Origin of the sequence: Mesorhizobium sp. M0894 (assembly GCF_040319725.1) — a bacterium.
Lineage (GTDB): Bacteria > Pseudomonadota > Alphaproteobacteria > Rhizobiales > Rhizobiaceae > Mesorhizobium.
The window spans coordinates 13,199-35,988 of sequence record NZ_JAMYOG010000023.1 but is presented as its reverse complement, the minus strand read 5'-3'; the positions used below and the strand labels follow the sequence as shown (position 1 = coordinate 35,988).

At 63.3% G+C, this 22,790-nt stretch carries 24 protein-coding genes and 4 pseudogenes; 18 read left to right on the top strand and 10 right to left on the bottom strand.

Annotated elements, in window-relative coordinates; genetic code table 11:
- Positions 1-18: 18 nt before the first annotated feature.
- Positions 19-816, bottom strand: a complete 798-nt coding sequence (locus NKH91_RS28735) for an SDR family NAD(P)-dependent oxidoreductase (RefSeq protein ID WP_352845953.1) — start codon at positions 814-816, stop codon at positions 19-21.
- Positions 817-855: 39 nt separating this feature from the next.
- A complete protein-coding gene (locus NKH91_RS28730) occupies positions 856-1,989 on the bottom strand; it encodes an enolase C-terminal domain-like protein (protein WP_352885487.1) in 1,134 nt (377 codons plus the stop codon).
- A 246-nt stretch (positions 1,990-2,235) separates the two neighbouring features.
- On the opposite strand from NKH91_RS28730, the gene NKH91_RS28725 reads away from it, so the two are divergent.
- From NKH91_RS28725 to NKH91_RS28710, 4 genes are all read left to right on the top strand, one after another.
- Complete coding sequence (locus tag NKH91_RS28725) at positions 2,236-3,423, top strand: ABC transporter ATP-binding protein (protein WP_352484087.1); 1,188 nt, start codon at positions 2,236-2,238, stop codon at positions 3,421-3,423.
- 172 nt (positions 3,424-3,595) lie between these two features.
- Positions 3,596-3,832 (top strand): biotin/lipoyl-containing protein, encoded by a 237-nt coding sequence (locus NKH91_RS28720; protein ID WP_023716824.1) that lies wholly within the window; start codon positions 3,596-3,598, stop codon positions 3,830-3,832.
- A gap of 1 nt (position 3,833) precedes the next feature.
- Complete coding sequence (locus tag NKH91_RS28715) at positions 3,834-4,325, top strand: MaoC family dehydratase (RefSeq protein WP_023716825.1); 492 nt, start codon at positions 3,834-3,836, stop codon at positions 4,323-4,325.
- Positions 4,325-5,533, top strand: a complete 1,209-nt coding sequence (locus tag NKH91_RS28710) for a CaiB/BaiF CoA transferase family protein (RefSeq protein ID WP_352588938.1) — start codon at positions 4,325-4,327, stop codon at positions 5,531-5,533. Before NKH91_RS28715 ends, NKH91_RS28710 begins: the two co-directional genes overlap by 1 nt.
- A 6-nt stretch (positions 5,534-5,539) precedes the next feature.
- Here NKH91_RS28710 and NKH91_RS28705 read toward each other — a convergent pair whose 3' ends face one another.
- Positions 5,540-5,833 carry an AMP-binding enzyme gene (locus NKH91_RS28705; RefSeq protein WP_352885488.1) on the bottom strand — a complete coding sequence of 98 codons (294 nt, stop codon included), beginning with the start codon at positions 5,831-5,833 and terminating at the stop codon, positions 5,540-5,542.
- On the opposite strand from NKH91_RS28705, the pseudogene NKH91_RS28700 reads away from it, so the two are divergent.
- The 3 genes and pseudogenes from NKH91_RS28700 to NKH91_RS28690 form a co-directional block, all read left to right on the top strand.
- Positions 5,832-6,011, top strand: a pseudogene (locus NKH91_RS28700) (LacI family DNA-binding transcriptional regulator); the annotation flags it as partial. The gene NKH91_RS28705 and the pseudogene NKH91_RS28700 sit on opposite strands and share 2 nt — an antisense overlap.
- Positions 6,012-6,036: 25 nt before the next feature.
- Positions 6,037-6,414, top strand: a pseudogene (locus NKH91_RS28695) (type 1 periplasmic-binding domain-containing protein); the annotation flags it as partial.
- 37 nt (positions 6,415-6,451) lie between these two features.
- On the top strand, positions 6,452-6,886 hold the full coding sequence (locus NKH91_RS28690) for a substrate-binding domain-containing protein (protein WP_352885489.1): 435 nt from the start codon (positions 6,452-6,454) through the stop codon (positions 6,884-6,886).
- A 44-nt stretch (positions 6,887-6,930) separates the two neighbouring features.
- Here NKH91_RS28690 and NKH91_RS28685 read toward each other — a convergent pair whose 3' ends face one another.
- Complete coding sequence (locus NKH91_RS28685; RefSeq protein ID WP_352885490.1) at positions 6,931-8,088, bottom strand: fumarylacetoacetate hydrolase family protein; 1,158 nt, start codon at positions 8,086-8,088, stop codon at positions 6,931-6,933.
- A gap of 225 nt (positions 8,089-8,313) precedes the next feature.
- Here NKH91_RS28685 and NKH91_RS28680 point away from each other — a divergent pair, with 225 nt between their 5' ends.
- The 7 genes from NKH91_RS28680 to NKH91_RS28650 all read left to right on the top strand — a co-directional run bounded on the left by NKH91_RS28680 (position 8,314) and on the right by NKH91_RS28650 (position 15,220).
- Positions 8,314-9,597 (top strand): NAD(P)/FAD-dependent oxidoreductase, encoded by a 1,284-nt coding sequence (locus NKH91_RS28680; protein WP_352885491.1) that lies wholly within the window; start codon positions 8,314-8,316, stop codon positions 9,595-9,597.
- A gap of 84 nt (positions 9,598-9,681) precedes the next feature.
- Positions 9,682-10,569 carry an ABC transporter permease gene (locus tag NKH91_RS28675; RefSeq protein WP_352564767.1) on the top strand — a complete coding sequence of 296 codons (888 nt, stop codon included), beginning with the start codon at positions 9,682-9,684 and terminating at the stop codon, positions 10,567-10,569.
- A complete protein-coding gene (locus NKH91_RS28670) occupies positions 10,566-11,444 on the top strand; it encodes an ABC transporter permease (protein ID WP_023716833.1) in 879 nt (292 codons plus the stop codon). The genes NKH91_RS28675 and NKH91_RS28670 overlap by 4 nt, the downstream gene beginning before the upstream one ends.
- On the top strand, positions 11,429-12,499 hold the full coding sequence (locus NKH91_RS28665) for an ABC transporter substrate-binding protein (protein WP_352885492.1): 1,071 nt from the start codon (positions 11,429-11,431) through the stop codon (positions 12,497-12,499). The genes NKH91_RS28670 and NKH91_RS28665 overlap by 16 nt, the downstream gene beginning before the upstream one ends.
- A 180-nt stretch (positions 12,500-12,679) precedes the next feature.
- Positions 12,680-13,288, top strand: coding sequence for a cupin domain-containing protein (locus NKH91_RS28660; protein ID WP_352885493.1), 609 nt, complete (start codon positions 12,680-12,682; stop codon positions 13,286-13,288).
- On the top strand, positions 13,278-14,363 hold the full coding sequence (locus tag NKH91_RS28655; protein WP_352885494.1) for an ABC transporter ATP-binding protein: 1,086 nt from the start codon (positions 13,278-13,280) through the stop codon (positions 14,361-14,363). The genes NKH91_RS28660 and NKH91_RS28655 overlap by 11 nt, the downstream gene beginning before the upstream one ends.
- Positions 14,364-14,584: 221 nt before the next feature.
- A complete protein-coding gene (locus tag NKH91_RS28650) occupies positions 14,585-15,220 on the top strand; it encodes a 2'-5' RNA ligase family protein (RefSeq protein WP_352484078.1) in 636 nt (211 codons plus the stop codon).
- 17 nt (positions 15,221-15,237) lie between these two features.
- Here the strand turns inward: NKH91_RS28650 and NKH91_RS28645 are convergent, their stop codons facing one another.
- Together NKH91_RS28645 and NKH91_RS28640 are read right to left on the bottom strand one after the other, a co-directional pair.
- On the bottom strand, positions 15,238-15,723 hold the full coding sequence (locus NKH91_RS28645) for an SRPBCC family protein (RefSeq protein WP_502899040.1): 486 nt from the start codon (positions 15,721-15,723) through the stop codon (positions 15,238-15,240).
- Positions 15,720-16,070 carry an ArsR/SmtB family transcription factor gene (locus NKH91_RS28640; RefSeq protein WP_352845979.1) on the bottom strand — a complete coding sequence of 117 codons (351 nt, stop codon included), beginning with the start codon at positions 16,068-16,070 and terminating at the stop codon, positions 15,720-15,722. The genes NKH91_RS28645 and NKH91_RS28640 overlap by 4 nt, the downstream gene beginning before the upstream one ends.
- Before the next feature lie 172 nt (positions 16,071-16,242).
- Here NKH91_RS28640 and NKH91_RS28635 point away from each other — a divergent pair, with 172 nt between their 5' ends.
- Positions 16,243-16,596, top strand: coding sequence for an ArsC family reductase (locus tag NKH91_RS28635; protein WP_352885495.1), 354 nt, complete (start codon positions 16,243-16,245; stop codon positions 16,594-16,596).
- A 200-nt stretch (positions 16,597-16,796) separates the two neighbouring features.
- On the opposite strand, the gene NKH91_RS28630 is transcribed toward NKH91_RS28635, so the two are convergent.
- The 3 genes from NKH91_RS28630 to NKH91_RS28620 all read right to left on the bottom strand — a co-directional run bounded on the left by NKH91_RS28630 (position 16,797) and on the right by NKH91_RS28620 (position 19,567).
- Positions 16,797-17,153, bottom strand: coding sequence for a DUF488 domain-containing protein (locus NKH91_RS28630; protein WP_352885496.1), 357 nt, complete (start codon positions 17,151-17,153; stop codon positions 16,797-16,799).
- Positions 17,154-17,210: 57 nt separating this feature from the next.
- A complete protein-coding gene (locus NKH91_RS28625; protein WP_352885497.1) occupies positions 17,211-18,467 on the bottom strand; it encodes an aminopeptidase in 1,257 nt (418 codons plus the stop codon).
- A 209-nt stretch (positions 18,468-18,676) separates the two neighbouring features.
- A complete protein-coding gene (locus tag NKH91_RS28620; protein WP_352484076.1) occupies positions 18,677-19,567 on the bottom strand; it encodes a LysR family transcriptional regulator in 891 nt (296 codons plus the stop codon).
- A 152-nt stretch (positions 19,568-19,719) separates the two neighbouring features.
- On the opposite strand from NKH91_RS28620, the gene NKH91_RS28615 reads away from it, so the two are divergent.
- From NKH91_RS28615 to NKH91_RS28605, 3 genes and pseudogenes are all read left to right on the top strand, one after another.
- The gene (locus NKH91_RS28615; RefSeq protein ID WP_352484075.1) at positions 19,720-20,103 is read left to right on the top strand and encodes a DUF1330 domain-containing protein; all 384 of its coding nucleotides are present in this window, start codon (positions 19,720-19,722) and stop codon (positions 20,101-20,103) included.
- A gap of 102 nt (positions 20,104-20,205) precedes the next feature.
- Positions 20,206-21,049 (top strand): annotated as a pseudogene (locus tag NKH91_RS28610) (SDR family oxidoreductase).
- Positions 21,050-21,239: 190 nt separating this feature from the next.
- Positions 21,240-21,871, top strand: a pseudogene (locus tag NKH91_RS28605) (IS5 family transposase).
- Here the strand turns inward: NKH91_RS28605 and NKH91_RS28600 are convergent.
- Positions 21,868-22,782 (bottom strand): LysR substrate-binding domain-containing protein, encoded by a 915-nt coding sequence (locus NKH91_RS28600; RefSeq protein WP_352885498.1) that lies wholly within the window; start codon positions 22,780-22,782, stop codon positions 21,868-21,870. The pseudogene NKH91_RS28605 and the gene NKH91_RS28600 sit on opposite strands and share 4 nt — an antisense overlap.
- Positions 22,783-22,790 lie beyond the last annotated feature (8 nt).

The window sequence follows — 22,790 nt, the reverse complement described above, 5'->3', positions numbered from 1 at the left end:
CCGTCTGCGCTCCTTTGGTCAGGCGTTCAGATAGCCGTCGTCGCACATGACGACATGGCCGGTGACCAGTTCCGAGGCGTCGCTGGCGAGGAACACCGCCGTGCCGATCAGTTCGCGCGGCAAGCCGAGTCGCGGCCGCGGCATGCGCGCCTTGATGAAATCGGCGGTGATCGAGCTTGTCGCTCCCGCCGCCCTGGTCAGCGGCGATTCCATCAGTGTCGGCCCGATGCCGTTGACCCTGACGCCGCGGTCGCGCCACTCGAGCGCCAGTGCGCGGGTGACCTGCAGGACGCCGCCCTTCGACGCGAGATAGGCGCTCGCCCAGGGATAGGCTTTGAACGAGCCGATCGAGGCGATGTTGATGATCGAGCCCTTGTTCTGGCCGAGCATCACTCCGCCAAAGGCCTGGCAGCAGAAATACGTGCCCTTCAGGTTGAGGTCGAGGATGAAGTTGAATTTGTCCTCGGGGAACTCCTCGGCCGGGCTGCGGAAGGCCGAGCCGGCGCTGTTGACCAGTATGTCGATATGGCCGTGGTCGCGCTTGACCGCCTCGGCCAAGGCGAAGCACTGGTCGCGCTTGGTGACATCGAGGCTGGCGACCTCCGCTTTGCCACCCTGTTCGGCGATCGTTGCGCGCGTCGCTTCGGCGCCGGCCATGTTGATGTCGGCAACGATGACGGTGACGCCCAATTGCGCGTAGCCGATCGCGATCGCGGCACCCAGTCCGCTGCCGCCGCCGGTCACGACGGCGACGCGGCCGGAGAGGTCGAAGAGGCCCGCTGCATAATTGGCGGGAACGGTCTGGTCGTCGGTCATCGCTATGCCCGTGTCTAGGCCGCTCCGCGGCGGCTTTGGTCAGTCGAGAATGTGGTCGGGATCCTGGTGCGGCTGGCTCAGCGCCCATTCCCGGTTGAGCATGTCGCCGAAGCCGGGTTTGGCAGGAAGCGGCTTCATCAGCCCGCCCTTGATGATTTCCGGTTGCACCAGGCTGTCCGCATAGGGGTCGACGCCGCTCCACGGCACGCCCCATTCGACCGGCTTGTCGGAAAAGCCCCAGGCGCTGAACACCTGGCTGTGCACATGCGCGAACATGTGCGGACCGAAATCGACGCCCGCGGCAAGGCACTCGTCGATAATGGCGCGGCCGCCGGTAATCCCACCCATGCAGGTCAGGTCGACGCGCACGCGGTCGACGGAGCCGGCCATGATCAGCGCTTCGGGATAGTAAGAGCCGCCCTGTTCGTCGCCTTGCCAGATCGGCATCGGCACGCGTTTGCGCAGCTCGGCGAGCTTCCTGGCGTTTCCCGGCGGGAAGATGTCTTCGATGCAGCCCATATTGAGATCGGCGAGGCGGTTGGCATAGGCGGCAGCCGCGTCGACGTCCGAGAACATCCAGACCAGATCGGTGCCGAGCCAGGCGTCCGGCGCGTTCCTGCGCGCGGCGCGCAGCCGCGCTTCGGATTCATCCAGCGTGACGCCCATTGGCGCCTTGAACCGGCGCCAGCCCGCGGCATTGAGCCCTTTCACCTGCTCGCCGATCTGCTGCGGGTTCATCAGCGCCGGCGGGTAGCCGACGATCGCGGTTGCCGGCATTGGCGCGGTTGTTCCGCCGAGGAATTCGGCGATCGACTTGTCGGCTATCTTTGCTGCCGCGTCCCATGCGGCGAGGTCGACCTGCGACAGCGCGCGCAAGCCGACACCGGCGCTGTGCGAACCGTAGCTGCGCCCCTTGGCTGTCTTGAAGGTCTTCACGCGGTCGCCAACGTCGGTACCGATATAAACTGGGGCGATGCTCTTGCGGATCTGCTCGGCGCAGGCGCCATCCCGCGTCAGCGTGAACGACCAGCCCTCATGGCCGGACTGCGTGCGCAGCCGCACGACCACGAATTCCCTTTGCTTCATCACCCAGTCGCCAAAGATCACCGGCGCCGGCAATTGGCCCTGTATGGCGGCGACGCTGATATCGACGATAGTTGAAGGACCAGGCATTCCATCCCCTCCCAAGGACCCCGGCCGACCCGGGAAAGCGGAGCAACCATAGCCCCGCGAGGCGGTTTGGTCAACCGATTGATCTGGTCTGGTCAAACGATTGACATAGATTCTCGAATTGCCTAGTCTCGCGCCACAATTTCTGGTGCGGGACCGCTTTTGTCGGCAGTCGCCAACGGTGCGAAATGCGCTCCTGCATCGCCCGCGCCTGGCTGCTTGCAGGCCGTTGCGCAGGGAAGGGTGTTGATGGGATCGATCAGCCTGCAGAAGGTCGGCAAGCTCTATGGCGCCGTTTCGGCGGTCCATGGCGTCGACCTTGAGGTCGAGGACGGCGAGTTCGTCGTCTTCGTCGGCCCGTCCGGCTGCGGCAAGTCGACATTGTTGCGCATGATCGCTGGGCTGGAATCCATCACCACCGGCAAGATCAGCATCAATGGCAAGGTGATGAACGAGGTGTCGCCGCGCGATCGCGACATTGCCATGGTCTTCCAGAACTATGCGCTCTATCCGCAAATGACGGTGCGCGAGAACATCGCCTTCGCGCTGCAGTTGCGTAAATTTGCCAAGGCCGAGATCGACCGCCGCGTCAGCGAAGCGGCGCGAATTCTCGACCTCGCCGATCTGCTTGACCGTAAGCCGCGCGAGCTCTCCGGCGGCCAGCGGCAGCGTGTCGCCATGGGCCGCGCCATTGTGCGCGATCCGGAGGCCTTTTTGCTCGACGAGCCGCTCTCCAATCTTGACGCGAAATTGCGCGTCCAGCTACGCGCCGAGCTCAGCCGCCTGCATGTGCGGCTCGGCGTCACCACAATCCATGTCACCCACGACCAGGTCGAAGCGATGACGCTCGGCAGCCGCGTCGCCGTCTTTTCGCGCGGCGCGCTGCAGCAGTACGACACGCCGCACGCGCTCTATCACGCGCCGTCCAACATTTTCGTTGCCGGTTTCATCGGCAGCCCGGCGATGAATTTCCTTGAGGCAACTGTAGTCGATGCCGGGCGCGGCAAGATGGTCGTGTCCATCGGCGACGGTCGGCTGGTTGTGACACCGAAGTCGGATGCCCACGACCTCCCGGCCGGCAGAACATTGCTGGTCGGCCTCCGGCCGGAGCACCTGTCATGGCGGCCTGCAGGCGAAGCTTCGGCCAGCGGGGGGGCAGCAAGCTGTCTGGCCGGCCGTGTCGAGCTGGTCGAACAGCTCGAACCTGAATCCTTCATCGCGGTGGCTCCAGCCAATCCCCAGGTCGTCATCCGCACCGCTGATGATTATTCGATCGGCACTCCCGCCGATCCGGCCGAGCTGGTGCGCCGGGATGCCCGCCTGATCGTGCTTCGCGTCAGCGCCGACAAGGTGCCGCGCCGCGACACGATGCTGGAACTCGTCATCGATGGTAGCCGCGCGCATCTCTTCGACGGCACCACGGGCAAGGCGCTGTGATGAGAACGCGTGCCGCCTCGAATTTCACCGAAGTCTTTGCGCTCGATCTTGGCGGGGGTCTTGTCGTCTGGCAACGAAGAAGTGGGTGTTTTCAAGCGCCCATCCGCCGCGAAGCCTGGCTGCCAGCCGGCGGACTTCCTTCAACCCTCGCCTTGCGGACGGAGAACTGACGATGCGTTCCACACTCAAGATGCCCAAGGTCGGCGATGCCGTCGATGAAGTCGTCATCAGCGAAATCCAGGCCAGCATCGGTGCCAAGATCACCGAGGGGCAAACCCTCTTCACGGTGGAGACCGACAAAACCCAGGTCGAAGTTCCCGCACCCTTCGCCGGAACCGTCATCGAGATATTGATCGCTGTCGGCGATGACGTGAGGACCGGCGCCCCGACCCTGGTGCTCGAGGTCTGACATGCCGAGGGTTCATTCGGCCCGCGACGAAAGGTTTGGCTCGTATCTCGACGACTACGAGATCGGCGACGTGTTCAAGCACTGGCCGGGCAAGACCGTTACCGAGGCCGATGACCACCTCTTTTGCCTGCTGACCATGGCGGCCAGCCCGCTCCACATCGACCGCCATTTCGCCGAGACCGAAATGGCGCAAGGCCGCAATGTCGTCGTCGGCACCTATGTCTACTCGCTGCTTCTCGGCATGAGCGTACCCGACATTTCCGGACGCGCGGTCGCCAATCTCGGCCTTAGCGAGCTGCGCCATCTCGCTCCGTTGTTCCATGGCGATACGCTCTATGGCGAGACCGAAATACTGGCGCAGCGTCCATCCGCCTCCAGGCAGGGCGAGGGGGTTTTGACCGTTCGCACGGATGGGTTCAACCAGGACCGGCTCAAAGTCTGCACATTCACGCGCTCGGTCCTGCTGCCGCTGCGCCCCGGGAAGGACGCGTGATGGACAAGCCGGCTCCGCCAGCGACCAAGACCGTGCCGAAGGCCGAAGCGTCGGGGCCGCTCGACGGCGTCCGCGTCATCGAGCTGGCCACCGTCGTAGCCGGGCCGGGTGCCGGCCGTTATCTTGCTGATTTCGGCGCGGAGGTCATCAAGGTCGAGGGGCCGGGTGGCGACCCGACCCGCCGCATGGGGTGGACCGGTCCGGGGGAAACGGATTCCTATTTCTGGAAACTGGTCAACCGCAACAAGCAGGTCATTGCGCTCGACCTCAAGACCGATACCGGCAAGGAAAATCTCTGGTCGCTGCTGCTCGACGCCAACGTACTGATCGAGAACATGCGGCCGGGCAAGCTCGAGGCGCTGGGTTTTGCGCCGGACGAACTGCTGCGCCGCAATCCCAGGCTGGTGATCCTGCGCATCACCGGTTTCGGCCAGGATGGTCCCTATGCCATGCATCCGGGCTTCGCCACGATTGCCGAGGCGATGAGTGGGTTTTCCGGGCTCCTCGGCGAGGCCGGGGGCCCGCCGCTGCTGCCGCCGATCGCCATGACCGACGAAGTCACCGCCCTTGTCGGCGCCTTTGCGGCACTGGCGGCGCTGCGTCATGCCGAGCGGACAGGCGAAGGCCAGACAGTCGACGTCAATCTGCTCAACTCGATGTTCCAGATCATGGGGCCGTTACCGTCCGCCTATGCCCATCTCGGCTATCTGCAGCCGCGGCTCGGCTCCGGCATCCCCTACACCGTCCCGCGCGGCACCTATCGCTGCGCCGATGGCGTGTGGGTGGCGATTTCGAGCTCGTCCGATTCCGTCGCCCGCCGCGTCCTGGCCTTGATCGGTCACGGTGACGATCCCCGCTTTGCCGGCTTCCAGGCCCGCAGCCAGAACCGCGAGGCATTGGAGGCCTATGTCGCCGCCTGGGTCGCCGGCCGGCCATCCGAGGAGGTGCTGCGCGAGTTCCGCCGCGTCGATGCGGCAATCGCCAAGGTCCTTGACATGAAGGACATCTTTGACGACGAGCATTTCCGCGCCCGCGGTATGATCGCCGAAGTGGACGGCGTGGTGATGCAGAATGTCGTTGCCGGCATGTCGAAGACACCCGGCCGCCTGCGTCATCAGGGCCGTCCGTTCGACGCCGATACCGAGGCGGTGCTCGCCCGCTTCGCTGGGGGTCGGGGAGCCGCAAAGAAGCCGACGCAGAAGACCTGAACCACTTCAGTCCGGCGCGAGATTTCGGCGCAGCAATTTGCCGTTGGCGCTGCGCGGCAGGCTCGGCACGAAGAACACCTGTTTCGGCCGTTTGTAGGCGGCGAGCCTTTGCCCCGCCAGGGCGACGATATCTTCGGCGCTGACGCTGACGCCTGCCTTGCGCACGACATAGGCCGCGATGACCGAGACATCGTCGCGCAACCGGTGTTCGGCAACGGCGATCTCGGCGACGCCGGGGCAGGGCGCAAGCGCTGCCTCGACTTCCAGCGGCGAGACGCGGAAGTCGCCAGCATTCATCATGTCGCGTTCGATTTTCAGTTTCGCGACATGGAAAACCCGGATTCTGGCGGCGACAATACGCGACGTGGCGCGCGTTTCCGGCGTGTCCGTCGGAACCGTTTCACGGAGCTTGAACGCGCCTGAGACTGTCAGGCCGGAGACGTTGGGGAAGGTACGCGCGGCAATCCAGTCGCTCGGCTTCCAGCCCGATTCGCGCCCAGAACATGCGCCGTCGAAACACCATGACGGTTGGTTTCGTCATCGACGACATTGCCAATCCCTGGCATGCCAGTTGCTTCAAGGCGGTGGACGCGAAAATGCGCCAGCGCGGCTATTCGCTTTACCTGATGAGCACCAACGGCCGCGCCACCGAGGAGGCGGCGGCGATCGACATGCTGCAGCATGGGCGGGCCGACGGCATGATCATGACCATCAACAACGAACAGGATGCGCGCACCATCAAGCGCTTGAAGGAGTTGCGGATTCCATCAGTACTGCTCGATCGCGACATTCCGCTCGAGATCGACGCGGTGCTGACCGAGCACGCCACCGGGTTACGGCAGGCGACAAGCTATCTGATCGAACTCGGGCACCGTCGCATTGCCATCATCACGGCCGGCAGCGACATCAGGCCGGGCCGTGAACGGGGTGCGCGGCTTCGTCGAGGCGTTCCAGCGCAGCGGCCTGCCGGTGCCGCAGGACCTGATCCGCTCGCAAAGCCTCTCGGTGGACTTCGGTTTCCGCGAGGCCACCGCCCTGTTCCAGATGAAGGAGCGTCCAACCGCCATCATCGCCGCCGGCAACCGCATTCTGGTCGGCGTGCTGCGCGCCATCCAGCAGCAAGGCGTTTCGGTCCCGGCCGATATCTCGCTGATCGGCTGCGACAGGTCGCACGTCGCGCTGCTTTATCCCGGCCCGATCACGCTCATCGACCGGGCCGTCGAGGAGATCGGCCGCACCGCAGCACAGCTTCTGCTGGAGCGGCTCGGCGGCCAGCGCGAGCGGCCGGCGCAACGCATCGCCTTTCCGACCCATCTGATCCTCGGCGGCTCCTGCTTGCCCGTCCCGAAATAGAGGCGGTTCACGGCCTGGTTACTGCCGAATTGGATCGTCTCTATTCAGATCAGGTCGGCTCTGGCGAGGTCGCGCATCAGATGGCTGGCGCCATAGGTCCAGTGCGGGCAGTCGGGTGACAGCCGCACGCGGTTGACCAAGGCGCCGAACTTCTCCGACGAGATGGTGACGATGTCGCCGACCTTGTGGGTAAAACCCTTGCCTTTTTCGCCGCGATCCTTCGACGGCACGAACATCGTGCCGAGATAGAGCGCGAGCCCGTCCGGGTATTGGTGGTGCGGCCCCATCGCGGCGGCGACCAGCTCTTCCGGCGAACGGCTGATCTCGGCCATCGAACTGGCGCCCTCCAGCGAGAACCCGTCCTCGCCCTCGACCTTCAGCCGTACGACCGCCTTCTTCACGTCGCCGATGGAAAATGTCTCGTCGAACAGCCGGATAAAGGGGCCAAGTGCTGCCGAAGCGTTGTTGTCCTTGGCTTTGCCGAGCAGGAGCGCCGAGCGTCCCTCGACGTCGCGCAGATTGACGTCGTTGCCGATCGTCGCCCCGACAATCCTGCCGCTGCTGGCGGCAATCATGGCGATCTCCGGCTCCGGATTGTTCCATGTCGAAACCGGATGCAGGCCAACATCGGCGCCGAAGCCGACCGAGGCCATCGGCTGGCATTTGGTGAAGATCTCGGCATCGGGCCCGATGCCGACTTCCAGATATTGCGACCAGGCGCCGCGCGCGATCAGCTTGGCCTTGATCTCCATCGCTTCCGGCGAGCCGGGTTTGAGCTTCGACAGATCGTGGCCGATCAGCCCGGCGATGTCGGCTCGAATGGCGTCCGCCTTCTCCGCCGAGCCGCGCGCCTGTTCCTCGATGACGCGCTCGAGCAGGCTGACGACAAAGGTAACGCCAGACGCCTTGATCGCCTGCAGGTCGACGGGGGACAGTAGGTACGGCGTTCCCGGATCGCGCGCTGTCTCGAAACTGTTGGCGGCAATGGCTTCGAGCGGACCGATCGGCCGCCCCTTGGCCGAGCGGACGTGTCCTGACGGATCCGGCAATTCGCAAATGTCGCGTACGGTCGGTGCCACATTTGACGTGATGTCGAAGACCGTGCCGTCGCGCACCGTGACCACCAGCGGATGGGAAGCATCGCTCGTCCGGGCGCGGCCTACGAAGAGGCCCTCGGCGGGCAAATGTGTGGCGTTCGTCATGACTTACGTTTCCTGTTGTCTTGTCCTTGGGCCGCGGCACTTTCAACAAATTCCCGCCAAACGTCTATCCCGCTTCCAGGGTGAGCTTTGTCAATTCTTTCCAGCGGTCTTCGCATCGCTGGACCTTGATCGAGCCTGACGTGCGCCAATGGCCATGGAAAACGCTCTTTCAAAATAATGAAATCGTCGCTAGGGTTTTCACTTACTGAAATCTCCAGGTGACGCTTGCGCTTACGGTTTTCCGATCCAATCTGGCAAAAGCCGCGGACAGCAACCGCGTTCCAGTCGCTTTTTCCAGCCGGCCGACGCGTCGATGTCGTCATCGTCGGCGGCGGCATCATGGGGCTGTCGACGGCCTTGCACGCCGCCCGGCTCGGTCTTGCCGTCCAGGTGCTGGACGCCGGCGAAATCGGCAATGGCGCATCCGGCCTGAACGGCGGTCAGGTCATTCCCGGCCTGAAATACGATCCGGACTGGCTGCTGGAGCATTTTGGTCTGGAGCGCGGCGAAGCGCTCGTCAACTTTGCCGCCTCGACCGCTGACACCGTCTTCGAATTGATCCGCGACGAAGGACTGGCGGTGCCGTTCGTCCGTAATGGCTGGATCCAGGCGGCGCATACCGGGACCGCGCTAAAAGCGGCGGCAAACCGGGATCGGCAGTGGCGCGCCCGCGGCGCCGATGTCCGGCTGCTGAGCGCGACGGAGATTGCGACGATGACCGGCGCGCAAGGCTATCTCGGCGGCTGGCTCGATCGCCGCGCCGGTGTCATCGATCCGCTCGCCTACACGTCGGAACTGGCGCGCGTCGCTGCCGCGGCGGGCGTGAAGATCGCCGAACGCCAGAACGTGATGCAGATCAGCAAGGATGCTGGCATTTGGCACGTTTCGGCGGAAAGCGGCGCCGAACTGAAGGCCAAGGTGGTCGTTCTGGCGACCAACGCTTATACCGGCGGCCTGCTCCCCGGCCTCGCCGAGACGATCGTTCCGCTGCATTCCTTCCAGATCGCGACAGCGCCGCTATCGTCCAATCTCGCTGCGGCGATCCTGCCGGAAGGGCAGGCGGTTTCGGATTCGCGCCGCATCCTCGTCTATTACCGCAAGAGTGCCGACGGCCGGCTGGTGCTCGGCGGGCGCGGCCGCATGGCTTTGCCGAACGGCCCGGCCGACTGGGCGCATCTTGAACGCGCTCTGCTGCGGCTTTATCCGGCGCTGTCAGACATTGCCATTGAAAAGCGGTGGTTCGGCAGGGTGGCAATGACGCCGGACCATCTCCCGCATATCCACGAGCCAGAGAAGGCTCTCCTGGCGGTCGTCGGCTGCCAGGGCCGCGGCATCGGCCTGATGACCGCGCTTGGCGAGCGCATCGCCTCCTATCTGTCGAGCGGCGACACCAGGCAATTGCCGTTCCCGATATCGCCGATCCGGCCGATCCCTTTTCACGCGTTTCGGCAGGTCGGCGTTGCCGCGACCATCGCCTGGTACCGGATGCTGGACGCGTTCGAACGCTGACTTTCATTCCCAAGCGTGAAACAGCTTGACAGTTTCACCAATATGAAAAAAGCTTAGTCGATTTCAAATTTCGACGGACAGTCAATGTCGACCATTGCCGCAACGCAGCCGCTGCCGGAAACCCGGTCTTCGCCAGGCTTCCGTTTCGCTATGCTGCTGCCCGGCGGGCTGGTCACCTTTCTGCTGATCCTTTTCGCCCTTGGCTTGGTGTTCTTCCTTGCCTTCCGCGGCAATGACGGCTCGCTGCTGGGGGCTGGTTTTACCCTTGCGAATTTCGTCACTGTGGCCACCGATCCACTGTACTGGACGGTGACCCTGCGCTCGCTGGGCATCGCCGGCCTGGTCACGCTCGCAACCGTCGTCACCGCCTATCCCGTCGCCTATTATCTGGCTTTCCATGCCGGGCGGCGGCGTGGGCTGCTGCTGTTCCTGCTGACCCTGCCGTTCTGGACCAGCTATCTCCTGCGCGTCTTCGCCTGGAAGATCGTGCTTGCCTATAATGGCGTGCTGAACTCGGCGCTGATTGAAAGCGGCATCTGGTCGGAGCCGACATTGGCGTTCTTGAATACGCCGGCAGCAGTCGTCGTCACGCTCGCCCACGCTTATGCGCCATTCGCTATCCTGCCCATCTACGTGGCGCTGGACACGATCCCGAAATCGCTGCTCGAAGCCGCTTCCGATCTCGGCGCAAAACCGTTCACCAGCTTCCGCCGCGTCGTGCTGCCCAATTCGATGCCTGGCGTGCTGGCTGCGGCCCTCGTCGTTTTTGTGCCGACCGTCGGCGACTACGTCACCCCGGCGCTGGTCGGCGGCCCTGCCAGCACGATGATCGGCACACTGATCCAGGCCGAGTTCGGCAAGGCCAATGACTGGCCGTTCGGCGCCGCACTCGCCGTCGCCGTCATGCTTGTCATTCTCGCCGTGGTGCTGGTGGTGCGCTTCGCCGACCGCCGATACGGCAGCCGCACATGAACACAGCGCGTATCGATGCAAGGCAGGGCGGCGGCTGGCTCGGTGCCTATGTCCTTGCCTATCTGGTGTTCCTGTATTTGCCGATATTGCTGATCCCGCTGTTTTCCTTCAACAATTCCGTCCAGGCGGCATTTCCCCTGCAAGGCTTTACGCTTGAATGGTACGGCACGCTGTTAGGCAATTCGGCGCTGTCCGGTGCGCTCGCCAACAGCCTCGTCATCGGCGCCATTGCCGCCACCGGCGCCACGCTCTGTGGCATCACGGTGTCCTATATGGACCTCTACGGACGCTCGCCGCTGGCCGCCACCATCAGTGCCATAGCGCGGCTGCCGATCCTGATCCCAGGCGTCATCGTCGGCATATCGCTGCTCATCCTGGTCAACCTCGCCGGCTTTGGGCCGTCGCGCATTGCCATTGTGCTCGGCCACATATTGGTGGCGCTGCCGGCGACGGTGGTGGTCATGCGCAGCCGCTTCGCCGCCATCCCGAAGACCATCCGTGAGGCAGCGCTCGACCTCGGCGCCTCCGACTGGACGACCTTCAGGCGGGTGATGCTGCCACTCAGCCTGCCCGCCATTATCTCGGCGTTCATGCTGGCCTTCCTGACCTCGTTCGACGAGTTCATCGTCGCCTTCTTCCTTGCCGGTACCGAGCCGACGCTGCCGCTTTATATCTGGAGTCAGCTGCGCTTCCCGAAATCGCTGCCGACCGTCATGGCGCTGGGCACGGCGATCTTGGCCGTGTCCTTCGTCACCGCCGCACTCGCCGAAATCCTGCGCCATCGCGGGCTTGCCGCCGCTCAGCGGCCAGCGACCGCCAGCCTGTCAAAACCAGAAGAAACCGAAAGAGGAGAACTGCAATGGCATTCGACCTGAAATCGATAACGACAAAGGCAGCGAAAACCGGACTGGCCGCCTTCGCACTGGCGCTTGCGTCGACTGTCGCCTTTGCCGGCGACAAGCTGCAGTATTTCACCTGGTCGGGCTATGATCTGCCCGACTTCAACAAGAGCTTCCTCGCCGCGCACCCGGATGGTGTCGAAGCCTCGATGTTCGGCGACGACGATGACGCGTTCACCAAGGTCAAGGCCGGCTTCCGCCCCGATGTCGCGCATCCCTGCTATGACAAGGTGGCGCGCTGGAACAAGGAAGGCCTGCTGCAGCCGATCGACACCAAGCGCATCAAGAACTGGGATTCGATCTTCCCCGTCTTCAAGAACCTGCCCGACCTGCAGGCCGGCGACGGCAAGGTCTGGATGGTGCCGTGGGACTGGGGCAACACCTCGATTCTCTACCGCACCGATCTGGTGAAGAACCCGGAAGCGAGCTGGAGCCTGCTCTGGGACAAGCAATATGCCGGGCGCATGGCGACCATCGATGCCGTCCACGACACGCCGGTGGTGGCGGCCCTTCTTGCCGGCGTCAATCCATTCGACATGACGGCGGAACAGATGGACAAGGTTGCGGAGAAACTGCGCGAGCAGCGCCCGCTGCTCTCGAACTACACCACCGACATGACATCGGTTGAACAGGCGCTGGCGAGCGGCCAGTTGGTCGCCGCCATGACCTGGAATGCCTCGGCCACGTCGCTGAAGAAGCAAGGCGTGCCTGTCGAGTTCATGAAGCCGAAGGAAGGCATGCTGACCTGGGCTTGCGGTTTCGTCATGCTCAAGGATGCAAAGAACGTCGACCTCGCCTATGACTTCATCAACAGCCGGCTGGAAACGGACTCGGGCAAATACCTGATCCAGGCCTATGGCTATGGCAGCTCGACCAGCTCGGCTTTCGCTGCCGTGCCGAAGGAGGAGCTGGAGAAATTGCAGCTACCGTCCGATCCGGAAGTGATGCTGAAGACCACCATCTTCACCGGGCCGATGAAACAGAATGATGAACTCGCCAAGATGTTCGAGAAGGTCAAGGCGGGCGGCTGAGCCTGGTTCTTCCTTCTCCCCTTGTGGGAGAAGGTGTCGCCGAAGGCGACGGATAAGGGGTGTTCCAGATGGCACCGACGGCACTCCGCCCAACACCCCTCATCCGTTTCGGCGCTTTGCGCCGATCCACCTTCTCCCACAAGGGGAGAAGGGGAAACCCTACCAAACAAGGACGAACGAATGGACATGCTGGACGAAGCGGCTGAGAAGCCGAAGGACGACGCCGACGTCAGGGTCGGCCGGCGCGTGCGGGCGCTCAGGCTGGAGCGCAATCTCTCGCTGGCCGAACTTGCCGCCAAAGCTGGTGTCTCGATAGGAGCGCTGAGCCAGATCGAGCGCGGCATGTCGTCATTGCGGGTGCGAGTGATCTGGCCGCTCGCCGCCGCCCTGGACATAGAGCCGTCGGCGCTGATCGCCGACGGCAATGATGCCGGCAACGACCTCTATTGCGTGCGCGCCAACAGCCGGCGTCAGATCCCGGTCAAGTCGGAAGGCATCGCCAAGTCGCTGCTGTCGCCGCCGGCCGCTGCGCTGACCGGCATGCTGGTGACGGTGGAGGCCGGTGGCGGCACCGCCGAAGCCTACGCCCATGCCGGCCATGAATTCGGCTTCGTCCTGTCGGGCGAGGTCGAGCTGGTGGTCGATTCGACCAGATACGGGCTGAAGGCCGGCGACAGCTTCGCCTTCAAGAGCACCTTGCTGCATGCCTTCCGCAATCCGGGCAGCGAGCGCTGCCAGATCCTGTGGGTCAACACGACCAAGCCGTCCGAGGTTCGCGATGGCGCCTGATCCACTCGTCCGGCTGGACAAGGTCTCCAAGATATTCCCCGGCGGTATCGTCGGGCTCGATGCCGTCGATCTCGATATTTCGCGCGGCGAGTTCCTGACCCTGCTCGGACCGTCCGGCTGCGGCAAGACCACCAGCCTGCGGGTCATCGCCGGTTTCGAAAGCCCGTCGAGCGGCAAGGTTCTGCTCGAAGGCCGCGACATCAGCGCGCTCAGGCCCTTCGACCGTCCGGTCAACACCGTATTCCAGGACTACGCGCTGTTCCCGCACATGAACGTCGCCGAAAATGTCGGCTTCGGCCTGTCGCTGCGCAAGCTCGCCGGTGCCGAACAGGCGAAGCGCGTCGGCGCAGCGCTCGACATGGTCGGCCTTGCTGAAAAGCTCGGCGCCCGCGTGTCCGAATTGTCGGGTGGCCAGCGCCAGCGCGTCGCGCTTGCCCGCGCCATCGTCTGCGAACCGCGCGTGCTGCTGCTCGACGAGCCGCTGTCGGCGCTCGATGCGCATCTGCGCGAACAGATGCAGGTCGAATTGAAGCGACTGCAGTCGCGCCTCGGCACCACTTTCGTCATGGTCACGCACGACCAGACCGAGGCGCTGTCGATCTCTGATCGCATCGTCGTCATGAACAAAGGCCGCATCGAGCAGATTGCGCCGCCGGCGACCCTCTACGACCGGCCCGCCACCAAATTCGTTGCCAGCTTCATCGGCACGATGAACCTTCTGCAGTCGCGCTTCGTCGGCCGTGACGGCGAGCGCTTGCGGTTCGCCGCCGGCGCCCTGCCGCTGGAAGCGGTTTCGGAGACGGGCGAACTGCCTGGCGAGGGCACGGTGCGCACCATCGGCGTGCGTCCGGAGGACCTTTTGGCGACGACAGAGGCCGCGGCCGGTACTGCACCGGTGCGGGTGAACAGCATCGTCTTTCACGGCCGCACCTTGCGCCTTCATGCAGAGCTGGGGCAGGGGACACAGGTGGTGATCGACGCGCCGCGCCGGGCGGAGGGTTTTCAATTCAGCGTCGGCGACGTGGCGCATATCAGCCTGCGCCGTGGCGCCAACTGCCCTATGCTGTCCAGCTAGGCAACGGCCGCGAATACGCCGACCGGGCGATCCACGATTTCCTCGAGATCAAGGGCATCATCGGCTACGGCGCCTGAGCCATCAACATACGGCCGACCGAAATGTGGTTGCGAGCGTTGGTGCTGCCAGTACCGGCGCTCGTATCATTTCCGTTTGATTTGTTCCCTTTTTGTTCTATTCTGCTTGGCTGGGCGGGAATGGCTTTGAGAGGAGCAATGAACATGAATGAGCTGCCCGCATTCAGGATCACCGAAAACGGCCAAGCCGTGTTCAACTGGCAGGAGCTGGATCGGCGCTGGAATGACCGGCTGTTCTTCGCCATTCTTCTTGAAAGTACGATCGCCGTGCCGCTTGCACGCCGGGCCGCCGTCTGGCGGCGAGAATCGGGATTGCGAGGGCAAGTGTTTCCGGCGGAACGCCTGCACATCTCGCTTATTGGGCTCGGCGACTATGATGGACTGCCGGAGGAATTGGTCAAAATCGCCCGCCACGTCGCCTCGATGGTCCAGGCGAAACCGTTTGAGGTGTCGTTCGATCGGTTGTCGGCTTTCGGCGGCGGTGCCTTGGTGCTGCGTGGCAGCGACGGCGTCCCGCCGCTGCAAGCGTTCTGGCGCAATCTTACCGCCCTGATCGCCGACAGCCCGCTGAAGCCCTTTGTGGGGAGCTCCTTTGAACCTCATGTTACATTGCTTCGTGACAAATTGCGGGTTCAAAGGGTTCGAGAACGGGCGATCGAACCGATCAGCTGGACCGTACGTGACTTTGTGCTCATCCGCAGTCTGATCCGGCAAGGCCGGTACGAAGAGCTCGGGCGCTGGCGGTTGAACGGCCACGACGATTCCGTGGCCGCAATGTGAGCCAAGCCAGGGTCCCCTCAGATCGTCTTGACGTAGCCCGCCAACTGATCCGCCACCGTGCCCCAGCCGTCGTAAAAGCCCATCTCCTCGTGGGTGTTGCGCGTGGCTTCGTCGCGGTGGATGGCGGTCGCGGTGTAGCGCGTCCCTTCGCCATGCGATTGCAGCGATATGACGGCTGTGATGAATGGGTCGCCTGACGGCCGGTAGCCTGGCAGCAGCGCATCGGTCCACACCAGCCGCTCGTTCTGGACGATCTCGAGGTAGCAGCAACGCCTGTCGTTGACCTCCTTGCCGTCAGGCGACTGCATGCGGGTGCGGAACAGACCGCCGGGCCGCAGGTCGATCTCGCAATCGGTGATGATCCACGGCTTCGGCGTGAACCATTGGCGGACATGCTCGGGCCTCGTCAGGGCCGTCCACAGCAGTTCTCGCGGCGCCTCGATCGTCCGTTCGAGCACGAGGTCGAGCTTCGGATCGGGTTGGAACAACGGGACCATATTCATCTGTCTTTCTCCTTGAGTTTCAGCACGTAGTCGTCGAACTGGTCGAGACGGCGCTCCCACAGCGCCCGCTGGTCGGCCAACCAGTTTTCCGCGAGCTTCAACGGCTCCGGCGCGAGCCGGTAGGTCCTGACGCGGCCTGCCTTCTCCGAATGCACCAGCCCGCAGCCTTCCAAAACCCGGAGATGCTCGATGAAGGATGGCAGGGCCATCTCGAACGGCTGCGCAAGCTCGCTGACCGAGGCGGGGCTTCGGTTCAGTCGCTCGACCACGCGTCGCCGGGTCGGATCGGCGAGCGCCCGGAAAATGCCGTCGATCGGCGGGGGGCTTTCGGTCTGCAGGCTCGTCATGGTCATTTCCTTGCCTCGGCCATTCCGCGTGACCAGAGTTGGCTTAGAAAACACTTAGGGAAAGTCCTTACTATTGGCAAGCGCCAAAATCGCGGAGCCCGGCGAGGCCGCTGGAAAAGTGAGAGGCGCGGTTTTAGGGTGCCGTCAGATTCGACTGGTCCGAGGACGCGTTTTGACGATCACCATGTACGGCATCACCAATTGCGATACGGTCAAGAAGGCGCGTGTCTGGCTGGCGAGCCACGATGTTGCCTATCGCTTTCACGACTACAGGGCAGACGGGCTTGACGCGGACCGGCTGAACGGCTGGTCAGGCAAGGTCGGCTGGGAAATCCTGCTCAACAAGGCGAGCACAACGTTCCGTGAACTGTCGGACGAAGACAGGATGGGTCTGGATGAAAAGAAGGCCAAGGCGCTGATGCTGGCCAAACCGACGATGATAAAGCGACCGGTGCTGGAACTTGGCGACAGGGTTCTCGTTGGCTTCAAGCCTGATGTTTATCAGCAGGCGGTGAGTAGGAAATAGGACCGACCCGCCGCGATCCGTCGCGCCCCCTCTGTCCTGCCGGACATCTCCCACTCTAGTGGGGTGATTGGATGTCACTTCGGCGTTCGCTAGTCTCCAAAGAAGGGCGCTTTCGGCGAAGCTGCCAATCTCCCCCCTTGGGGGCCCACGAGGGGGAGATGTCCGGCAGGACAGAGAGGGGTGCTGTCCCGCCGGCGTGACTAATTGTTCTCACGCAAATAGCTAGCCAGTGCCACCGCATTGTTGTGCGCCTCGTCATGGGCGCCGTAGAGCAGCGTCACCTTGCCTTCACGAAGCAAGGCGCGCAGTTCCGCCACCGCCTCGCCGTTCCGTTCGAGCTCATCGCGGTATCGCCGCTGGAACTCCGCCCAGCGCGCCGGCTCATGGCCGAACCATTTGCGCAACGCGTCGCTTGGCGCGATGTCCTTTAGCCAGGCCGTCAGCGCCGAGTCCTGCTTGGCGATGCCGCGCGGCCATATGCGATCGACGAGCACCCGCTGCCCGTCATCGGGCGCCGGCGGCTCATAGATGCGCTTGACCGCGAGCTCCATTGCCAACTCCGCATGGGCCAGCAGGCGCCGATGCTTGCTGGCCTTCGCTTAGCGATCCCGGGCCTAAACCCACTCGCCCTTGCGCATCACCGGCACGCGGCTGCCGTCCTTGTGGATGCCGTCTATGTCGATCTTGTCGGAGCCGATCATCCAGTCGATGTGGATGAAACTCTTGTTGCCGCCGCGCGCCGCGATCTCGTCCTGGCTGAGCGAGGCGCCGTCGACGAAGCACTTAGAGTAGCACTGGCCAAGCGCGATGTGGCAGGCGGCGTTCTCGTCGAACAGCGTGTTGAAAAACAAGAGCCCGCTCTTGGCGATCGGCGAGGAATGCGGCACCAGCGCCACCTCGCCAAGACGGCGCGAGCCTTCATCGGTGTCGAGCACCTTCTGCAGCACATCCTCGCCCTTCGTGGCCTTGGCCTCGACAATGCGCCCCGCCTCGAAACGAACCGCAATGCCGTCGATCAGCGTGCCCTGATAGGACAGCGGCTTGGTGCTGGTGACATGGCCTTCGACACGCCTTGCATGCGGCGTGGTGAACACCTCTTCGGTCGGGATGTTGGGGTTGCAGGTGATGCCGTTCTTGGCCGTCGAGGCGCCGCCCATCCACTCGTGGCCGTCGGCCAGCCCGACGGTCAGGTCGGTGCCGGCACCGGTGAAATGCAGCGCGTGGAAATTGTGGCCGTTCAGCCATTCGGTGCGGCTCTTCAATGCCGCATTGTGCGCCGTCCAGTTGGCGATCGGGTCTTCGACGTCCACCCGCGAGGCGGCAAAGATGGCGTCGGCAAGCTTGGCCACGGCGACGTCTTCCGCGTCGTCCGGGAATACCTGCTTGGCCCAGGCCTGATCGGGATAGGCGACGATGTTCCAGTTGATGTCGAAGCCGGTGATCTTCTCCAGCGCCGGCTGGTAGGCCATCGAATTCGCCTTGTTGGCACGCGCCACCTTTGCCGGGTCCTGAGAAGAAAGCAGCGACGGATCCTCGCCGCGCACCGCAAGCCTGGCCGCATTGTTGGCGAAGGCTTTTGCCATGCCTTCATAGAGCCAGCCGGCGGCGCGGTCGAAGCCGTCGTCGGCGCCATAGCGGAAGCGTGCCAGAGTGATCTCGTCGTCATTGAAGATCGGCGTGACCAGGCCCGCACCTGCCTTGTAGGCATGCTCGACGATCCGCCGCGTCAAAGGCAGCGCTGCAATCGAGGAGGTCAGCACCAGATCCTGCCCCGGTTGCAATTGCAGCCCGACCTTGACGGCGACCTCCGCCAGCCTGTCGAGCTTCACCGGGTCGATGCTTGCGGAAACGCCGCGCGAATGTGTGGTCATGATCCTGCCTGCCGTGATTGGGGACTGTGTCTTACATAGACCGGCGCTACCGACCTTTCCACTCTGATGACGCCGGCAGCCCTAGGCCGTGAACTCATAAATTGGGGGACTGGGATCGGTGGGAAACGGACGCTCCGGACTTCCTGTACTGGGCGGCTTGGATAGGTGCCATGGTCGTCGAGGTCTGACGACCCTTATTTCAACCGCACTCAGTCGCGGTAGCGCAGCGTTTCCAGCACGAGTGCGAAAGCCGGCGAGTGTTGGCGCCGGCTTGGATAATACAGGTGATATCCCGGCCGAAGGGGGCACCAGTCCTCAAGAACACGCACCAGGCGACCCTGTTCGAGTGGGTAGGTCACCAGATCCTCGGGCAGATAGGCGAGCCCGAATCCTTCAAGGCTGGCCTGACAGATCATCGCGAGGGTGTTGAACGCGGCGTGTCCTTGAACGCGCACCTTCAACTCCCGCCCCTCCTTGCGAAACTCCCACGGTGCACAGCCGCCTGTGGGCAGTCGCAGGGGTATGCACGCATGATCGGCAAGGTCTTCAGGCGTGACCGGACGGGAGCGGCTTGCGAAGTATGAAGGCGCTACCACAACCGCCATGCGGAAGTCTGGCCCAACGCGCGCCGAGATCATGTCCTTGTCCACCTGTTCGCCGAGCCGTACACCCGCATCGAAGCGATCGGCCGCAATGTCTGCCAAGCCGTAGTCGTGGATAATCTCGACCCTGATGTCGGGATAGTCGCGCATGAGCCCGACCATGGCGGGCCAGATGATGGTCTCGCCGGCATGCTCCACCGTGGTGATCCGGACTGTGCCGGCCGGCTTGTCGCGCAGGGCGCTGAGGGCGGCAATCTCGCTTGCGATCTCATCTAACTTGGGAGCGATGCTTCGAAACAGGCGATCCCCCGCTTCGGTTAGCGAGACGCTGCGGGTCGTGCGGGTCAGCAGCCTAACGCCGAGGCGCTCTTCCATCGTCCGGATCGAATAGCTCAGAGCCGACTGCGACACGCCGAGCATGGCGGCCGCCTTGGTGAAGCTGCGCTCGCGGGCGACGGCGATGAAGGTCAGGAAGTCATCCAGGCTGTCGCGACGCATTCATCAATCCCCCTTCTAAGCTCATGCAAATTATACCATCTAATTGCATGCCGCTAAAGGAGCTAACTTCCTGACATCAAGGCCAGACGGTCAACCGGAGCAACTCTCCGCGCAATGCCTACCGTCCAACTGGCCCACTGAAGGAGAACAAAATGAAGAAGGTAATCGTGGGCGCGCTCACCGCTCTCACCATGATCGTGAGCCCGGCCGCCTTTGCTCAGGAAGCGACGGGCGCCGTCCCCCGCGCCTACATGATCGGCAGCTATGACATCAAAGATCAGGCGGTGTTTCAGCAGTACATCGAAGCCGCCTCGCCGCTCGTCACCCAGTATGGCGGCCGCGTGATCGTCTACAATCCTAATGTCACTGCCATCGAAGGAAGCTCGAGATCGGTGATCGCCATCGCCGAGTTCCCGAGCCTTGCTGACGCCAAGCGCTACTACAACTCGCCGGGATACACGGCGGCCCGGCAGTTTTTTACCAAGTCGACCGAAGGATTTCGCATCATCACCGAAGGCGCCGGCCTTCCGCAGTGATGCAGTCCGCTAGCGGATGGGTACCAGCATGGGACGTCAGCCCATGCTGGCCATCCGTCCGAATTCGAGGCCGAGCTGCGGCCTAGACAACAGGAGCCCAATATGAGTGTTTGGTTCATCACCGGCGCAGGCCGGGGCCTCGGTCTGGATTATCGCCAAGGCCGCGTTGGCGGCGGGCCACAAGGTGGTGGCAACCGGCCGCAACACGGAAAAGGTCGCAAGGGCCGTCGGAAAGTCCGAGAACCTCCTTATCGTCAAGCTGGACGTGACGAGCGCGGCCGACGCCGAAGCCGCTGCCCAGGCAACGCTTGACCGGTTTGGCCGCATCGACGTGCTGGTCAACAATGCGGCGAGTTTCTTTGCCGGGTACTTCGAAGAGTTGACCGCCGAACAGATGCAACTGCAGCTCAGCACCAGCCTCGTCGGTCCCATGAAGGTGACGCGGGCCTTTCTGCCAGCGATGCGCAACCAGCGGTCCGGCAGGGTCATTTCGATCTCCTCGACGGCCGGGCTGATGGGTTTCGAGTTCTGCTCGGCCTATTCAGCCTCGAAGTTCGGCCTCGACGGCTGGATGGAGGCGCTGCAGACCGAAGTCGTGCCGTTCGGCATCGAGACGATGATCGTGAACCCCGGCTTCTTCCGCACCGAGCTTCTCACGGAAGAGTCGACCAACTATGCCGCGCCTTCCGTCGAGGACTACCATGAGCGGCGGACGGCGCAGATCGCTTTCTGGCGTTCTCAAAACGGCAAGCAAGGGGGTGACCCCGCCAAGCTTGCGCGCGCCCTGATCACGCTCGCGGCTGGGGACGTGCTGCCCCACCGTTTCCTTGCCGGTGCCGATGCCATTGCCACGGCAGAGCAGAAGATTGCCATTCTGCAGCAGCAGATCGATACCTATCGCGAGCTGTCGAGTTCCCTCGCCATCGACGACAACGGCCGCAACTAACGACCCCTGCGGAACGTCCGGACTTGCCGTGCTGGTGGCTGAACACCATTGGCACTGCAATTCCGAGGTCAAGACTTCGTGGCTGCGGCACTCCCAAGACCACCTGTGAATTGATCAAATACGTCCGCTAAGAGGTCGATTGTCGACTGGCGGCTTTCCTATTGCAGAGGAATCTGATTCCAGACTCTGCATGAGCCGATATGACCTGACCGACTTCGAATGGCACGTGATCAAGCCACTTTTGCCCAAAAGGCCACGAGGTGTGCCGCGTGTCGATGATCGGCGCGTGCTATCACCAAAGTCCATGACGGCAAGGTGCAGATGATCGACACCTCTATTGTTCGCGTCCATCAGCAGGGCGCGACGGCAAAAAAGGGGGATCGAGATCATTGTCTCGGTCGTTCCCGAGGCGGGCTGACAACCAAAATCCATGCTCTTGTCGACGCCAAAGGCATGCCGATCAAACTGATGCTCACGGCAGGTCAGATGAGTGACATTACCTCGGCCGCGGACCTGATCACGGATTTGCCGGAGGGTGCCATGCTACTCGCCGACAAGGGCTATGATGCCGACGCCTTGCGCAATGCGGTCAGCGAGCGAAAAGCATGGGCCAACATCCCGCCCAAGGCCAACCGCAAGGACCCGATCTGCTTCAGCCCCTTCTTGTATAAGGCCCGCAACTTAGTTGAGCGCTTCTTCAACAAAGCGAAGCAATTCCGCCGCATCGCAACCCGCTACGACAAGCTGGCTGAGAACTATCTTACCGCGCTCAAACTCGTCGCAATCCGCATCTGGCTACGCGGTAATGAGTCTACGTCCTAGCTGGCCCTCTCGAGCGATCTGAACTGCGCCATCGTCGCCTCGATCTCTTCGCGCATCCAGGTCTTGAAATCCCTGACCTTGCGGCTTTCGCCCTTGCTGGCCGAAGTCACCAGCCAATAGCCGAGGCCGCTCTGCGCGCGTACGCCGAACGGCGCGACGAGCCGGCCGTCGGCCAGTGCGTCGGCGGCCAGCAACTGCCAGCCGAGCATGACGCCGTGACCGGCAATCGCCGATTCCAGGCACAGCATCGGATCGGTGAAGCGCGCGCCCTTCATGAAGGTGACCGGCTCCACCCCCGCCGCTTCGAACCAGCTCTCCCAACTGATCATCGATCTTTCGTCCGTGATCGCACAGGTCAAAGCAAGGTCCTCGATTGATTTCAGCTTGCTGGCGATCACCGGTGCACAGACCGGAAACACCTCCTGCGCCAGCAGCAATTCGGCGCGCCCGCCCGGCCATTTGCCGTCGCCGAGCCGAATGGCGACGTCGATGTCCGAACGATCGAGATCGGCAAGCCGCACCGAGGCATCGATGCGCAGGAGCACGTTCGGATGCCGGGCAAAATGCCGCGACAGCCGCGGCAGCAGCCATTTCGAGGCGAAAGCCGGCGCCACCGAAACCACCAGCGTGCATTCCGAGCTTTCATCGGCAAGCGCCACCGCCTGCGCGAGTTCGCGAAACCCTGCGCCGAGCCGGGTTGTGAAGATGGCACCGAATTCCGTCGCCACCAGGCCAGCTGGCGTTCGTTCGAACAGCGCCCGGCCGAGCTGCTTTTCTGTCCGGTTGATCTGCTGGCTGACGGCGCTGACCGAGACGTTGAGCTCGCCGGCCGCCGCCGCAAGCGAGCCCAGGCGGGCAACCGTTTCCACGGCGCGCAAGCCGTTGAGATGGACGCGGTTCAGAGTAGCCATACAGTTTT